The 14329-nt window shown below is 68.5% G+C and carries 14 protein-coding genes and 1 pseudogene; 6 read left to right on the forward strand and 9 right to left on the reverse strand.

Annotated features, from left to right (window positions below):
* Positions 1 to 77: 77 nt before the first annotated feature.
* Positions 78 to 566 carry a carboxymuconolactone decarboxylase family protein gene (locus ABZ412_RS14495; RefSeq protein ID WP_357280611.1) on the reverse strand — a complete coding sequence of 163 codons (489 nt, stop codon included), beginning with the start codon at positions 564 to 566 and terminating at the stop codon, positions 78 to 80.
* Positions 567 to 716: 150 nt separating this feature from the next.
* Positions 717 to 1280 (reverse strand): DUF4822 domain-containing protein, encoded by a 564-nt coding sequence (locus ABZ412_RS14500; protein WP_357280614.1) that lies wholly within the window; start codon positions 1278 to 1280, stop codon positions 717 to 719.
* Positions 1281 to 1514: 234 nt separating this feature from the next.
* Between ABZ412_RS14500 and ABZ412_RS14505 the strand changes: the two genes are divergently transcribed.
* Positions 1515 to 2918, forward strand: a complete 1404-nt coding sequence (locus ABZ412_RS14505) for a lipase family protein (RefSeq protein ID WP_357280617.1) — start codon at positions 1515 to 1517, stop codon at positions 2916 to 2918.
* A 145-nt stretch (positions 2919 to 3063) separates the two neighbouring features.
* On the forward strand, positions 3064 to 4692 hold the full coding sequence (locus ABZ412_RS14510) for a cutinase family protein (RefSeq protein WP_357280619.1): 1629 nt from the start codon (positions 3064 to 3066) through the stop codon (positions 4690 to 4692).
* A 72-nt stretch (positions 4693 to 4764) separates the two neighbouring features.
* On the opposite strand, the gene ABZ412_RS14515 is transcribed toward ABZ412_RS14510, so the two are convergent.
* A complete protein-coding gene (locus ABZ412_RS14515; RefSeq protein WP_357280867.1) occupies positions 4765 to 5718 on the reverse strand; it encodes an undecaprenyl-diphosphate phosphatase in 954 nt (317 codons plus the stop codon).
* Between the two features lie 12 nt (positions 5719 to 5730).
* Between ABZ412_RS14515 and ABZ412_RS14520 the strand changes: the two genes are divergently transcribed.
* A complete protein-coding gene (locus ABZ412_RS14520; protein WP_357280887.1) occupies positions 5731 to 6072 on the forward strand; it encodes a hypothetical protein in 342 nt (113 codons plus the stop codon).
* Here the strand turns inward: ABZ412_RS14520 and ABZ412_RS14525 are convergent.
* The 3 genes and pseudogenes from ABZ412_RS14525 to ABZ412_RS14535 all read right to left on the reverse strand — a co-directional run bounded on the left by ABZ412_RS14525 (position 6066) and on the right by ABZ412_RS14535 (position 8065).
* Entirely contained in the window at positions 6066 to 6461 is a 396-nt protein-coding gene (locus ABZ412_RS14525) for a MarR family transcriptional regulator (protein ID WP_357280870.1), read from the reverse strand. The genes ABZ412_RS14520 and ABZ412_RS14525 overlap by 7 nt on opposite strands.
* Before the next feature lie 135 nt (positions 6462 to 6596).
* A pseudogene (locus ABZ412_RS14530) lies at positions 6597 to 6776 on the reverse strand (helix-turn-helix domain-containing protein); the annotation flags it as partial.
* Positions 6777 to 6982: 206 nt separating this feature from the next.
* Positions 6983 to 8065 carry a substrate-binding domain-containing protein gene (locus tag ABZ412_RS14535; protein WP_357280622.1) on the reverse strand — a complete coding sequence of 361 codons (1083 nt, stop codon included), beginning with the start codon at positions 8063 to 8065 and terminating at the stop codon, positions 6983 to 6985.
* A gap of 89 nt (positions 8066 to 8154) precedes the next feature.
* Between ABZ412_RS14535 and ABZ412_RS14540 the strand changes: the two genes are divergently transcribed.
* On the forward strand, positions 8155 to 8817 hold the full coding sequence (locus ABZ412_RS14540; protein WP_357280624.1) for a TetR family transcriptional regulator: 663 nt from the start codon (positions 8155 to 8157) through the stop codon (positions 8815 to 8817).
* Here ABZ412_RS14540 and ABZ412_RS14545 read toward each other — a convergent pair.
* Both ABZ412_RS14545 and ABZ412_RS14550 read right to left on the reverse strand, forming a co-directional pair.
* Entirely contained in the window at positions 8766 to 9263 is a 498-nt protein-coding gene (locus ABZ412_RS14545) for a hypothetical protein (RefSeq protein WP_357280626.1), read from the reverse strand. The two genes, ABZ412_RS14540 and ABZ412_RS14545, sit on opposite strands and share 52 nt — an antisense overlap.
* A 64-nt stretch (positions 9264 to 9327) precedes the next feature.
* Positions 9328 to 10299 carry an NlpC/P60 family protein gene (locus ABZ412_RS14550; protein WP_357280628.1) on the reverse strand — a complete coding sequence of 324 codons (972 nt, stop codon included), beginning with the start codon at positions 10297 to 10299 and terminating at the stop codon, positions 9328 to 9330.
* Positions 10300 to 10594: 295 nt separating this feature from the next.
* Between ABZ412_RS14550 and ABZ412_RS14555 the strand changes: the two genes are divergently transcribed.
* The gene (locus ABZ412_RS14555; protein WP_357280630.1) at positions 10595 to 11329 is read left to right on the forward strand and encodes a ParA family protein; all 735 of its coding nucleotides are present in this window, start codon (positions 10595 to 10597) and stop codon (positions 11327 to 11329) included.
* Positions 11329 to 12381: a hypothetical protein gene (locus ABZ412_RS14560; protein WP_357280633.1), complete on the forward strand. Its 1053-nt coding sequence runs from the start codon at positions 11329 to 11331 to the stop codon at positions 12379 to 12381. The genes ABZ412_RS14555 and ABZ412_RS14560 overlap by 1 nt, the downstream gene beginning before the upstream one ends.
* 656 nt (positions 12382 to 13037) lie before the next feature.
* Here the strand turns inward: ABZ412_RS14560 and glpR are convergent.
* Positions 13038 to 14174, reverse strand: a complete 1137-nt coding sequence (gene glpR, locus ABZ412_RS14565) for a gephyrin-like molybdotransferase receptor GlpR (RefSeq protein ID WP_357280635.1) — start codon at positions 14172 to 14174, stop codon at positions 13038 to 13040.
* Positions 14175 to 14329 lie beyond the last annotated feature (155 nt).

A 14329-nucleotide genomic window follows, 5' to 3' on the forward strand; every position in this document is an offset into this window, starting at 1 on the left:
GCATAGGCGCGCGCCGAGCCGTTCGATCTCGGATCGGCCCGCGACCTGGACCGACGGTCCGGATCGGGGTGTGCCCGTCAGTCGGCGGCGATCGCCTCGAAGGTGCCCGCCTGGTAGGAGCCGCCCTTGGTCTTCGTGATGACCGCCAGCCGGTTGGCCGCGTTGATCAGGGCGATGACGTAGACGAGCGCCGCGGCCTGATCCTCGTCGTAGTGTTTGCGGACCAGCGCCCACGTCTCGTCGGAGACGCCGTGGCCGGTGTCGGCGAGGCGGGTGCCCTCCTCGGTGAGGGCCAGGGCGGCCTGCTCGGGCTCGGTGAAGACGGTCGATTCGCGCCAGACGGCGACCAGGCTGATGCGGGTCGCGGATTCGCCCGCGGCGGCCAGCTCCTTGGTGTGGCCGTCGACGCAGAAGCCGCAGCCGTTGATCTGGCTGGCCCGCAACTCCACCAGCTCCATCAACGATTTCGGCAGGCCCGACTGGGTGATCGCCAGGCCGACACCGGCGAACCGCTTGCCGAGCTTGGCGCCGACCGCGTTGGTGTTCAGGTCGATTCGGGGTTCCATCATGTGATCCTCACGTGCGGTGATGAATTGGACGACCACAAGACGCCGGGGAACGCGTCCGCGTGACAGCGTCGAGCCTGTGAGGCGGGCCACGGCCGAAACAGAAGCGCCCGCGCCATCCGGGGATGACGCGGGCGGTGGGACGCGCGGCTACTTCGGTTCCGGGTGGGTGGTGGGGGTGTGGATGATGTCGAAGTACACCGTCTTGTCGTTGGCGTCCGGGTACACGCGGTAGGTGAATTCCTTGTCGTTCAAGGTGATGATGTCGGTGACGCGGCGGAACTTCTCCTGTCCCGCATCGTCTTTCGCGACGATGGTGCGGGTCTTGCCGTCGGCGGGGACGGACCAGTCGCCGTGCATCTTCGGGGTGTCGTCCAGGTTGTACATGGTGAAGGTGCCGTCGGGCTTGAAGTAGGCGAAGCCGACGTAGTTCTTGACATTGTCGTCGGTCAGCGGCACCTGGTTGCCGTGGGCGTCGGTCGCGGAGGTGGTCTCCCAGGCGGTCGCGGCCAGTACGGCGGCCGGGGAACCGGGCGGTACGGCCACGGTGGCGGAGGCGGCCGCGGAGGTGGTCGGCTGGGCGGAGGTGGTCGGCTGGGCGGAGGTGGTGTCGGAGCTGGAATTGTCGTTGCTGCTGCACGCTCCGAGCGCACCGACCGCCGCGAGGGCCACGGCAAGAGTCGCGATATTCCTCGTCATCTCTTTACCTGTCATCCGGCCCACTCTAGTTACCCACCGGCAAGCCCCGCTCGAGGAATCGCTGGTCGGAACGGATGGCGGCGGGTCCGTTGAGTCACGCCATCGGGCCGATAGGCCGAATCCGCCCGATCCCCGATTCCGCCGCTCGCGCATATTGCGAGCCCGGTCACAGCTGTGGCAAAGTGATCCCCGCAATATTGAGACTAGGCAGTCTCACAACTTGGGGATTCAGGGTGAGGAAGTGGGTCGATGAAGACCAGGCGACTGACCGGGCGGCTCGTACGCTTCGGGACGGTGTCCATCACGACGCTGGTGGCGGCGGCATTCACGGTGGGACCGGCGCACGCCGATCCGGCCGCGCCGACGCTGCCCCCGATCGCGCCGGCACAGGTGCTGCCACTGCCGCCGGAACTCGATCCCGGCTTCTACAACCCGCCCGCCGACGTGATCGCCGCCGCCGCGCCCGGCGAGATCATCGCGGCCCGGCAGGTCAATCTCGGCAACTTCGGGCTGATCCCGCTGAACGTGGACGCCTGGCAGGTCTCCTACCGCTCCAACAACAGTCGCGATGAGGCCATCGGAGCGGTCGCCACCCTGATCAAGCCGCGCGGCACCGCGCCCGCGCCGCGCAAGCTGCTCTCGGTGCAGATCGCCGAGGACTCCACGCAGGGATATTGCAGTCCCTCCTATGCGCTGCAACACCTTTCGGCCGCGCCGTTCCTCGGGCAGATCGTCGCGCCCGCCGAATTCCTCTTCGCGCAGGCCGCGCTGCAGAAGGGGTTCGCGGTGGTGATCCCCGATCACGAGGGCCCGAATTCGGCGTACGCCGCCGGACCGCTGGCCGGACGCATCACCCTCGACGGCATTCGCGCCGCCACCTCGTTCGCGCCACTCGGCGTCGGCGCCGGCGCGCCGACCGCGCTGTACGGCTACTCGGGCGGGTCGATGCCCACCATGCACGCCGCCGAGATGCGCAAAACCTATGCGCCGGAACTGAATATCGTGGGCGCGGCCTCCGGCGGCACCGGCGCGGACCTGGGCGCGGCACTGCTCATGGCCAACAATCAGGCCACCGCGGGCCTGGTGCTGGGCGCTGTCCTCGGGCTCTCGCGGGAGTACCCGGACTTCAGCGCGCTGCTGGACCAGAAGCTCAACCCGCTCGGCCAGCTGCTGCGCACGGTGAAAGCGCCGTTCTGCGTGCAGTACCAGACCGCGCTGCTGCCGTTCCTCAATATCACCGGCATGATCAACTCCCCCGACCCGCTCGGCGAACCCGCTGTTCAGGCCATGCTCGAGGACACCCGCCTGGGCAAGAGCCTGCCGGACATGCCGCTGTTCGTGTGGCACTCGCGCTGGGACGAGATCCTGCCGTTACCCGCGGCCGACAAGCTGGTCGACACCTACTGCGCGCAGCCCGGAGCGCAGGTCACCTACACCCGGGACTGGGCCAGCGAGCATGTCATCGGCGAGGTCTCCGGCGGACCGGCCGCGCTGCTGTGGCTGTTCGATCGCTTGAACGGTATTGGCGCGCAACCGGGCTGCTCCACCACCGACATGCCGTCCATGCTCGGCACCCCCGGTGAGCTGCAGTCCCTGGGCGAGACGCTGGGTGAGACCTTCGCCTCATTCTTCGGCAAGCCGATCGGCGCCTGATCAGCGGGTTCGGGTCATGGTGCGGTAACGACTCCTTCGCATAAGTAACACTCGGATCTCCGGTTACGACGTCTCCGTTTGTAGACGGCCCGCTCAATCGCTGGGCCTGGCAGTTCACTTGTCGGGGTGAAATGGGGATTCGGGCATGGATATTCGCGGGTTCGCGAAACGACATAAGATCGCGTCGGCGGTCGCCGCTCCCGCGGTGCTGGGTGTGGCGGCCGCGATAGCGGCCACCTACGCGCTGACGGGGCCGGATTCGAAGCAGGCCGATCCGGCGCTGACTTCGTCGGTCACCGAATGCCATGACATGGTGACCATCTCGGTGGCCGGGCGCAACGACTCGCCGCAGTCCGGGACCACCAAGATGCTGGTCGACGCCAACGGCAACGAACTGCCCGCCGCCCTGTCCGACGATTACCAGAGCCACTGGGTGGACCCGGTGGTCAACGCCCCCGGCGGCTCGGTCGACTCCAATTCGTATTCGGCCGTCTACATCTCCTACCCCGCGAACCTGAACAGCTACGAGGACGCCGTCAATACCGGTGTCGCCAATACCGAGCAGGTCATGCGGGATATCTCCGCGGCCTGCCCGAACACCAAGTACGCGATCGTCGGCTATTCCGAGGGCGCGGACGTGGTGCGGCGGGTGGCCATGCAGATCGGCCACCAGAGCGCGGGCGCGGACGGCAAGTACGGGATCGTGGATCCCGGCAATGTCGCGGGCGTGGTGATCCTCGCCGACGCGGGCCGCACCGCCGGGGAAGGTCCGTTCCCGGGCGCGAAGGACCCGAGCCGTCCGGACAACTTCAACCAGAGCTACCAGACCGGCAAGCAGGTCGCGGGCGGGCAGGGCGCGCTGCCCGACCAGGCCGGTGACTTCGGCGCGCTGAACGGCCGCATCGCGTCCTTCTGCTCCGACGGCGACCTCACCTGCGCGGCGCCGAAGAACATCTCGCTGCTGCAACTCGCCATCAATGTCGGCCGCCAGATCAATGCCGACCAGATGCAGAACGAGGGCCTCAACCCGACCACCGGCATCGACGTCGCCGTCGTGCTGGGCAAGATCGCCGGCGACGCCTTCGCCGACATCGCGCACAACCCGGGCTGGTGGACCAGCAAGGAGACCTTCCTCGACGTGCTGCTCAAGGTGTCGCAGCCCGGCTACCAGGCGAACCAGCAGAACGCGACCCCGGTGGCCGCGGACAATATCGCCGCCGAGAACATGTCGCCGCTGGCGTACCTGCCGCAGAAGGTGTTCAACGAGGTCATCGGGCTGATCACCACCAACCAGAACACCATCCCGGTGATCATGAACGACCCGTACAACCTGACCCTGGGCCCGAACGGCACCGGCCACCACTTCGACTACTGGCACGACTCCAACCCGGACAACGGCAAGCCCGTCAGCTCCGCCGAGTACGCCGCCGCCTGGCTCACCGAACTGGCGAAGCAGGCCCAGGCCCACCAACTCGACCCGAAGACGCTGACCACCACGCCGACCCCGACCACCACGTCGAAGGCGGCCGTGCTGGCCGCCGCCCCGAAGTCCGGCGAGGCCGCCACCACCACTCCGGCGACCGGAACCACGACGACCACCACCACCCCGGCCCCGGCCGTCACCACCACGACGCCGCCGGCCACCACGACGGTCGCGCCGGACACCACCACCGCACCGGTCACCACCACTCCCCCGGTGACCACCACCGTCCCGACGACGACACCCGTCGTCACCACCACCACCGCGGCGCCCACCACCACGCCCAAGAACTGACAGCGCAGCAACGCGCCCCGGCATCCCTCGGATGCCGGGGCGCGTTCTGGTTTCGTCACCCGGGGAGACGGGTCAGCGAATGGTGAACCAGACCAAGCTGCCCAGCCCCGCGATCAGGCAGTAGACGGCGAAGGGGGTCAGGGTCTTGGTCTCGAAGTACGCGGTCAGGAACTTGACCGAGATATAGGACAGCACGCCCGCCACCACGCTGCCCACGACAGCGGGACCGAGGATGGCGTGATTCTCGGGCTTGAACAGCTCCGGCGTCTTCAGCACGCCGGCCGCCAGGATGACCGGGGTGGCCAGCAGGAACGCGAAGCGGGCGGCGTCCTCGTGGCGCATGCCCTTGAACAGGCCCGCCACGATGGTGCTGCCGGAACGGCTGATGCCCGGGAAGAGCGCGGCGATCTGGGCCGATCCGATCAGGGTGGCGTCGCGCATGGTCAGGCGGGACAGGCGTACGTCCGAGGCCCGGTCCGGGTCGGTCATCGGCAGCACGATGGTGTCCTCCATGGACACGTCCCGGCGGCCGGTCGGGCCGGCGAACACGAAATCGGCCTCGGGCTCACGCTTGCGCATGATCTCCGCGGACAGCAGTACGAAACCGTTGATCGCCAGGAAGATCGAGGTGGGTACGGGAGTGCCGAGATAGTGGCGGACGATCTTCTCCAACAGCAGTCCGGCGAGGCCGACCGGAATCGTCGCCACCACCAGCAGCACGCCCAATCGTGCTTCGGGCGTGCGGATCTCGCGGGTCAGCGCCACCTCCCACAGGCCGCGCAGGATGCGCACCCACTCCCGCCGGAAGAAGATCACCAGGGCCAGCGCGGTGGCGACGTGCATGGCCACCAGCAACGCCAGGTACGGGGAATCCTTGGCGGACATGCTCAGATCGTCGGCCCACTGCCCGCCCACCCAGGCCGGCAGCAGGATGCTATGGCCCAGGCTGGAGACCGGGAACAGCTCGCTCACCCCTTGCAGCGCGCCGACGACGATCGACTCCAGGTAACTGATGGCCATACGAATTCCTGTCGGGCGGTGGTGCGGGGACCCGAACACCCCGATGGCGCCGGGGCAGCTCGCCTGGCGAGGCTACCGGAAGCAATCCAATTGCGCGGCGCGGCGTCCGGCAGCGTGGAATACTTCGGCGATATGCAGTACAGGGGATTCGGTAATCCCGATGTCGGCGAGGATCCCGAGTTAGCTCAGGCCCGCATCTTCCTGGACGAATTGGAAAGGCATGTAGTCAAACTGACGCGGCGATTACAAACCGCGCCCACCACGGAAGCCCGGCAAACGATCTCGGCCGAACTTTCCACGGTGCGCAAATATGTCGATCGCATTCACCGCAGATTTCCCGGCATCGCCGTCGCTCATTGATCGAGCCGCGGCCGCCAGCGTTCGGCGGAACGGACCATGTCCAGGCCCACCCGCTCGAGATAGTCCCCCATGCCCAGCAGCCGCAGCCCTGCGGGCGTGGCCACACCGAGCGCGTCCGCGCCGTGCCGGGCCTGGGCCGCCAGCCGCTCGTTGACCCGCGCCCCGGCGAGAGTGGTTCGGTACCAAGCGGACTCGTCGATCACGTAGCGGTCGCGGCGGGTGCCCGGGTCCCGGTCGCGGCGGATCAGCGCCCGCTCCTCGAGCCGCCCCACCGCCGCGGACACCGTCGCCGGGCTCACCCGCAACTGGGCCGCCAGCTCGGCCGCGGTGAGACTGCCCGAGTCCGCGGCGTACAGCCGGGCCAGCACCGCGGCGGCCATGCGCGGCATCCCGAACTGCGCGAACAGCAGCGCGAAGCGGTCGCTGACCTCGGTCAGCAGCACCGGATCGCGGCCGTATTCATCGACGCCGGAAGGCTTCTCGACGGGTTTGGGCCGCGGCGTGCGGCGGCGCGAACGCACCGCGGTGGCGGCCTGCGCCAGCTCCGCGCGGTAGCGGCCCGGACCGCCGTTGCGGGTCACCTCGCGGCTCACGGTGGAGGTCGGCCGGGACAGGCGACGGGCGATCTCGGCGTAGCCGAGGCCCCGGGCCAGACCGGCGGCGATGAGGCGGCGATCATCGGGGCTGAGTCTTCCTCCGGGCACGGAGCGGCTCCTTCATCAGATGCCGCCGAGGCGGCGCGGCACCACCCTATTGCAACACGAAAACCGCCCGGCGGGCGCCGCAAATGATCATCGTGACAATCGAAAACCCTTGGCACACTTGCATTATCCGGTTAGTGACGGCATTCGGTCTTCACCCCGGTTGGGAACGCAACGTAGCGTTCGCCATCAGTCGAACAGCCCGCGCTTCACAATCCGGTCAGGTCGGCGAGCACCGTGAAATCCATGATGTCCGCGCCCGCCAGGAACACCGGCTGGGTGGTGTGCGCCCCGCGCACCCGCACCTCACCGCGCGGGCCGCCGTAGCTCACCCGCGCCGCGCCACGCTCGATGAGCCGCACGTCCAGGCTGTGCGCCGCCTCCGCCAGCGAGGCGAACAACAGCAGGCCCTCGTAACAGGATTCGCCGATATTGTTCAGCGCCGGCGCCAGCTGACCGAAGCGGGAGGTGTAGCGGCTGCCGAAGGCCATCGCCTCCCGCGACACCAGGCTCTCGAAATAGCCGCTGGCGGTGAACAATCCGCGCGCGCTGTCCGGACCGCCCGCGTAGAGCACGTCCTCGCCGATCATCATGCTCAGCCGCAGGCGGCTCTCGTCCAGCCCGGCCGCCGCGAAAGCCTGATTGAAGGCCGCGCAATCCGCGCCCACCATGAAGAGCAGCACGCCCTCCGCGGGCGAAGTGCGGATGAGATCCAGCGCCGCGGTGAAATCCCGGCTGCCCAACGGCACGAAAACCTCACCGACCACGTCGATATCGCTCGCGTCAGCGAATTCCCAAGTGACCCTTGCCGTTTCACGCGGCCAGACATAGTCGTTACCGACGATGCACCAGCGGCGTACCCCCAGCTCGGCGCGGAACCAGCGCAGCGCGGGGAACAACTGCTGATCCGGGGTCTCCCCCACCATGTAGACGCCGTCGGAGTCCTCGCCACCCTCGTAGAAGGTGGTGTAGATGTAGGGCACCCGGCCCGCGGTGTACGGGGTGATGGCCTTGCGCGCGTTCGACAGATGCCAGCCGACCACGCCGTCGATCATGCCGCGGCTCACCATCCGGTCGATCCGCGCGGCCAGCACCGGCAGCGGCGCGCCCGCGTCCACCGGATGCAGCCGAACCCGGCGGCCCAGGATCCCGCCCATCGCATTGATGTCCTCGACGGCCAGCGCGGCACACGCCTCGCAGGAAGGCCCGAAGATGCCGGCCGAACCGCTCATCGGGACGACCAGGGCCAGGTCCACCGTCGCCCGGCGCGACCGGGCCGCACGTGGCGTCATCGATCATCACCGCCGTCCGAATACCCACGGACCCGCCCGCGCGCCCACCCGGGACCACGCGGTGCGAGACGAAGGGGCACGATAGCACCGTGAACAGTCCTGACGCGCGCGAGCTCATGTTGCTCGCCGGTGAGCGCACCATCGCCGAACGCGGGCCGCACGTGGCCCTGCGCGATATCGCGGTGGCGGCGGGACAACGCAACAACTCGGCGGTCCACTATCACTTCGGTTCCCGGGACGGACTCATCGCCGCCATTATCGAACGCCATCAGCCCGCATTGGAATCCCGCCGGACCGAACTGCTCGCCGAGCACGAGTCCTCGGGCGCCCCGGACAGCGTCGCCGCGCTGGTCGCCATTCTGGTGCGGCCCATGTTCGACGTGCCCTACTCCGAGGGCTCGACGCACTACGCGCGGTTCCTGGAGCAGGCCCGCGCCCATCCGGCGGTCACCGGACCCAATCTTAACGAAAAGCGTTGGCAGACAACACGAGTGCTCGTCGCCAGGCTGTATCACGCACTGGCGGAACTGACTCCGGCGCAACGCCGGTACCGGCTGCAGGCCATGACCACGGTCATGTTCGCCCTGCTCGCCGACTACGAGCGGTACGTGCTGCCCACCGAGATCGAACGCGAGGACGTGCGCGACAGCATCATCGCCATGATCGTCGGACTACTCAGTGAACCGGTGAACCACCCCGGTCAGGGGGCCACCGTCCGGGCGTCCGGATCGAAGCCGCCCGGCACCTCGTAGACCACGCCGTCGCCCGCCGACCAGCCGGCCGCGAACGGAGCCACCGCCCCGGTGTCCGGGTCGACGGTCACGATGCCCGCCTGCCGCAGCGAATCACCCACGACGACACGGGGATCCGCGCCGTAGCCGATCAGTAGCCGGCCATCCGGGATCCAGGCCGACGCACCCGCCCCGCCGGAGGCCACCCGCGCGATCGGCACCGCCGGTGCGCCAGGGGCATCGATCCGGAAGATCCGCCCGCTCACCAGATCGGTGACGCACCCGCGCCCGGCCGGGTCTACGGTGATCCCTTCCAGCGCGGTCCCCGTCAGATTCGCCACGGTGACGGTCGGCCCGCCCGCGCTCGCGCACACCGGTGCGGCATTCGCGGGAGTCGCGGCGACCGTGGACCAGGCCGCGGCCGCGAGCGTGGCGAGAGCCAGTGCCGCCGTTTTCCTCGCACCCATTGCCCTACCTCGCACTATCGGCCAATTGATCAAGAATTCGGGGGAATCACATCCGGCGATCGGTTCACTGGAAGCGACGCGCTCCGGTCACCGGCATATTCGACAGCGGCGAGACCTTCACCCCGGAACCGTAGTCACTGGCGTGAATGATCTTTCCGTCGCCGAGGTACATCGCCGAATGGCCACCACCGTAGTAGGAGACCAGATCACCCGGCTCCAATTCGTCGATCCCGACCGGGGTTCCCGCGGCGAGCTGTGAATAACTCGTGCGCGGCACTTCCACGCCCGCCTCTCGATACGACCACTGCACCAAACCGGAGCAGTCGAAGGAGTCCGGGCCGTTCCCGCCCGTGCTGTAGTTCGCGCCGAGTTTGGTGCGGGCCGCCTCCACCGCACGCTCGCCCGCCGTTTTCGGCATCACCGCGGGCACCGTGGTGCGGGTGACCGCGGAATCGGTCACGCCGGGGATTCCGGTCAGCGGGGGCAGGGCGGCGGGCACCACGAAGGTGCCGAGACCGGCGACCGATACCGTGCGCGATTCCGGCGCGGGGGCCTGGATCACGGCGGTCGGGTCGGCGAGGGCAAGGGTGCCGATCGCCGGAGTCGGGGCGGCGACGGCAGGGGTGCCGATCGCCGGAATCACGATGGCCTGGCGCAGCGACTCCGGGAGCAGCGACCGCACCGGCGCCGGGTCGGGCATCGTGTCGGCCGGGGCGATGACGATGTGCTGCGGCGCCACCGTCATCCGGGGGGCCTCCGGCTCGCCGATCGCCGATTCCGGCGTGGGAGACATGGTTCCGGCCGCGGGGGGCAGAATGCCGATCGCGGGGGTCACCCGGCCGAGCGGGGCGGCGATCTCGTCCGGGATGTCGATCGCCCCGATACCGGGGATCGTCACCGGCGCCGCCTGCGCCTGGCCCGCCGCGAAGAACAGTGCGGCTCCAATGGCTGCAGCTCCGAGGACTCCTGTCACCAGGGTCCACAGGCTCAGCCGCGGAAGTAATCGAACCTTCTGTCTATCACCGTTGGTTTCCATGAGCGGTCGTCCTCCGATCAAGCCGTGAGAGCTATCCGGTTTCCGTCCATCACGCGAAATTTTTCGGTACTGCCAGCAGATCCGAGAATGCATATTTCGCCGGAAGATCAGAGGTGGCAACGAATGACATGCGTATTATTCATTACGAAACGGTAACCATTGACGGCTGTGTCCAATTGGACACAGCCGTTTTTCAACCAATTCGACACCCCCGAGCGAGCCTTCACGGGCGCGCCCCGCGCGCGTGTGAGACTGATCGAGGAAGCTGCCCTCCCCATCAACAGGAGGTTGACCGATGACCAAATCCCCTGCGCTAGGCAACCTTCCCGAGCCGCTGGTGATCACGCTCGGGAATCTCAAAGGAGGCGTGGGCAAGACGACCTCCGCCTTCTTCATCGCCTCGTATTTCACTACCGCGCACAAACTTCGAGTACTGGTGATCGACGCCGACCCGCTGAGCCAGACCGGGTACTCCTGGTATCGGCGACTACAGAAGGCCGAGATCGACATTCCCTTCGAATTGCTCGCCTTCCCCTCGCGGCACGTGAACGACTGCATCACCGACAATTCCGCGAACTACGACGTGATCATCGTCGACGCCGGCGGCGAATCGGCCGACATCTTCAAGGCCGCCGTCCCCGTCAGCGACGAACTCATCCTCGTCACCAGCGTCAGCCCCTCGGAAGTCAAACGCGTCCCCAGTACCTACCGCGCCGCCGAGGAGGCGGCCGCCGAACACGAGAAGGCCATTCGCGTGCGTGTGCTCATGACCAAGGTTCCGGTCACCATGAAGAACGGCGTCAACGTATCCACCGAATACCGCACGCAGCGCGGCAATCTCGAGGACGCGGGCTACGAGGTCTTCGACTCCTACATCAGCGCCTGGAAGTGGTATCGGGAGGCCGCCGACGGCGAAGTCGGCGACGGCGCGGAGAACCCGATCGAGGATCTCGGCGAATACCGGGCCGTCGGCGACGAACTGGTGCGCGACTACATCGAGTCCCGTGTCCCGGCGGAGGTGTCGGCCTGATGCCGCCCCAGCGCAGAAAGACCTCCATCGGCGGCGGCCTGGGCCGAAACCCGCTCTCCGACGAGGCCGAGCACACTCCCCCGGTGTCCCCGCTGCGCGACGCCAAATGGCCGCGCACGCCGAAACTCTCACCGGCCGCCACCACCGTCCTCATGGCCCCGGCCGCGCCCGCGGCGGAAGCGGCGGCGCCCGCCGCCACCGCGACCGCCACCCTGACGCCCGAGACGGTGGCGGCCGAACCCGTGGCCGCGCAACCGGCCACGCCCGCGCCGAAGATCCCGGCCGCACCGAAGATCCCGGCCGCACCGAAGGCTCCGGCACCGGAGCCGGTGGTGCGCGAGGCCAGCCCGGCGGCGGCCGAGAGCGCGCCCAGCGTGCTGGATCTGCCGCTGCCCACCACGGGTGGCGAAGGACCGCTCAGCCGCAGCGAGTCCGATCAGCTCGAGGTGTGCGAGTCCTCCATCGACGCGCTGCGGGTGGCCTTCTGGACCGCCGGGCGCGCCCTGCAGATCGTGCGCGACGGCCGGCTCTACCGTGCCGACCACGCCACCTTCGACGAGTACGTGGAGAAGCGCTGGGACATGCAGCGGTCCTACGCGCACAAGCTGATCCGGGCCTGGCCGCTCGCCGCGCGCCTGCACCCGGTCGCGCCCGCCCTCAACGAGGGCCAGATCCGTGAGCTGCTGCCGGTGGCCGCGGCCTACGGTGAGGACGCGGCGGTCACCGTGTACACCACGCTGGCCGCCGACGTGAAGGTCACCGCGGGCAAGCTCCGCGAGGCCGTCGCCGTACTGCCCGACGACTACGAGGAGGGCGCGGTGGTGCAGCGGCTGCGCGCCTGGCTGCGCGGCGACCTCTCCGAGGAGCAGCCCGCCACCGCCGACGTGTTCAGCGCGGTCGAGTCCCGGCTCACCGCACTGACACAGAAGGTGGTGAAGGGGTCCGGGGAGCATCCGGTGGCCGCGCGCGAATTCGCGGCCAAACTCCGGACGCTGGCCGAACTCATCGAGCGGCAGATTCCGGTAACCGGCCGAATGCCGGACGTCGATTAGCTCGCGACAGCACCCGCCGAAAGGGCCCGGCCGAAAGCCGGGCCCTTTCGCTGTAATAGCAAAAGCCTATTCAACTTCACGAGAGGTAACACTCGAACCTCTCAGCGGCTATGCCCCCGAACCCGCTGAACCCGCAGCCTCACACCCGATCTCCAGACAACTCCGAGCGTCGCTCACAGCAGCCGCGGTCGTCGCTCGCGCGACCGGCAGTGTGGGGTTGTCCGCCGGGGATTCCAGCACCTGGACGAGGTCGCCGATGAAGGCCCTGAATTCGACTGGATTACTCCCGATTCATATCAACTGGCAGTCATGGGCAGGCTCGTGCCCGCCGCGCGCCCAATGAATCGCGACCCGCCCCCGGCCGCGAAGAACTCTTGGCCTCACCCCCGGCCCTTGCGAACTCTCGGGCCTCACTCAGCACGGCCGTCGGCTCAGCGCATTCACCCGCATATCCCTTGCCCCAGCGCCTCACCCGCATAACCGTGACTAAGCGCCTCACACACACCCGCGACTCAACGCCTCACCCACACACCCGCGACTCAGCGCCTCTCCCGCGCTGTCCGTGGCGCACATCCTCGCCTCGCACCGCCTATTACGACCAGATATGCGAGAAGGGCTCCCCGTTGAACGGGGAGCCCTTCTCGGTGCGTTGTGGGCTATTCGCCTACCGCGCGGCGTTCGCGGGCGCCGGCGGCGCGCTGGCGGGTGGCGCGGGCCTCGGCGGCGTCGAAGAGGTCGAGGTGCTCGAAGAACGGGTCCTCGTCGTCGGATTCGACCAGAACGGCACGGCGCAGCTGGGTGCGGGTCTCGTCGCGGTCGGGGCGGGGGCGTTCGCGGGTGCGGCGCTCCTCCTCGGCGTCGGCGTCGGCGTCGGTCTGTGTGCGGGACGCGCGGGCGGCGCGGCGGCGGCGGATGTCCTCCTCGATGCGGACCTGCTTGCGTAGGTAGGCGAGGTAGGCGACCAGCACTATGCCGGACAGCGCCGAGAGCCACCACAGGATCGAGGAGATGGCCAGGCCGGCGGCGGCGAACAGCAGGACGGCGAGCACCAGGCCCAGGACGGCGCGCTGACGGAAGGTGTAGCGGGCCGCGCGGGCGGCGGCGTCGGCCTCGGGGTCGAATCCGCCGCGTCCGCGCCGGGACGGCACGAAATCCTCGTCGTCGGATTCGGATTCCGGCTCCGGCTCGGGGTCACGCAGCGCGGGGGCGCGGGAGACCCGCTTGCGGGGCTCGGCCGCCGGCTCGTCGGACACGGCGGCTTCCGGCTCAGCGTCGTCGGTCTCGGCCGCGGCATCCACGGTCTCGGATTCTGTCTCATCCGTGGCGGTTTCGGGGTCGGTCTCGGATTCCGCTGCGGCGGGCTCGGATTCGGCGGCGCCCTCGTCCGCGTCGTCGGCGTCCTCCGGGTCGGTCGAATCCGTCTCGGGTTCCGGCAGTTCGGCGCTCACCGCGGCGACGACCTCGTCCTTCTCGACGACGGTGGCTGCCGTGTCGGCCGCGGCGGCGGTGAGGGCTTCCGGTTCGGCGGGGCTGTCGTCCGATCTGGTCATCCGATCCTCCGGATCCTCGCTCGGGTGAAGCTTTCTGCGAACCGGCACGTAGTCCGGGTCGGTGTCATGTCCGGTCGCCGGACCTTTCCTGGTGCGTCGCTTGGCACCACCGCGATGCAACACTCGTGTCGAGAGGGCGGCGTCGGTGTGCTGCCGGATGCGGGGATGGCGATTGGCCAGCATCGGGAAAAGCACGAAGACCCAGAGCACCACCAAGCCGATCCACAAGATCGAATTCGGCATTGGCCCTTACACCTCCGTCCCGCCCTGTTGTCTGTCCCTTCTGATCGGAAAACAGACGCACCACCGACGTGCGTAGGTTAATTCCACGCCGTGGGTATTCCCCTCAGGCGCGCCGACCACACACGCAACACTAGTCACACGAATTCGGTCGAGAA

It is taken from the genome of Nocardia sp. NPDC005746 (assembly GCF_040630785.1).
Classification (GTDB): Bacteria; Actinomycetota; Actinomycetes; order Mycobacteriales; family Mycobacteriaceae; genus Nocardia.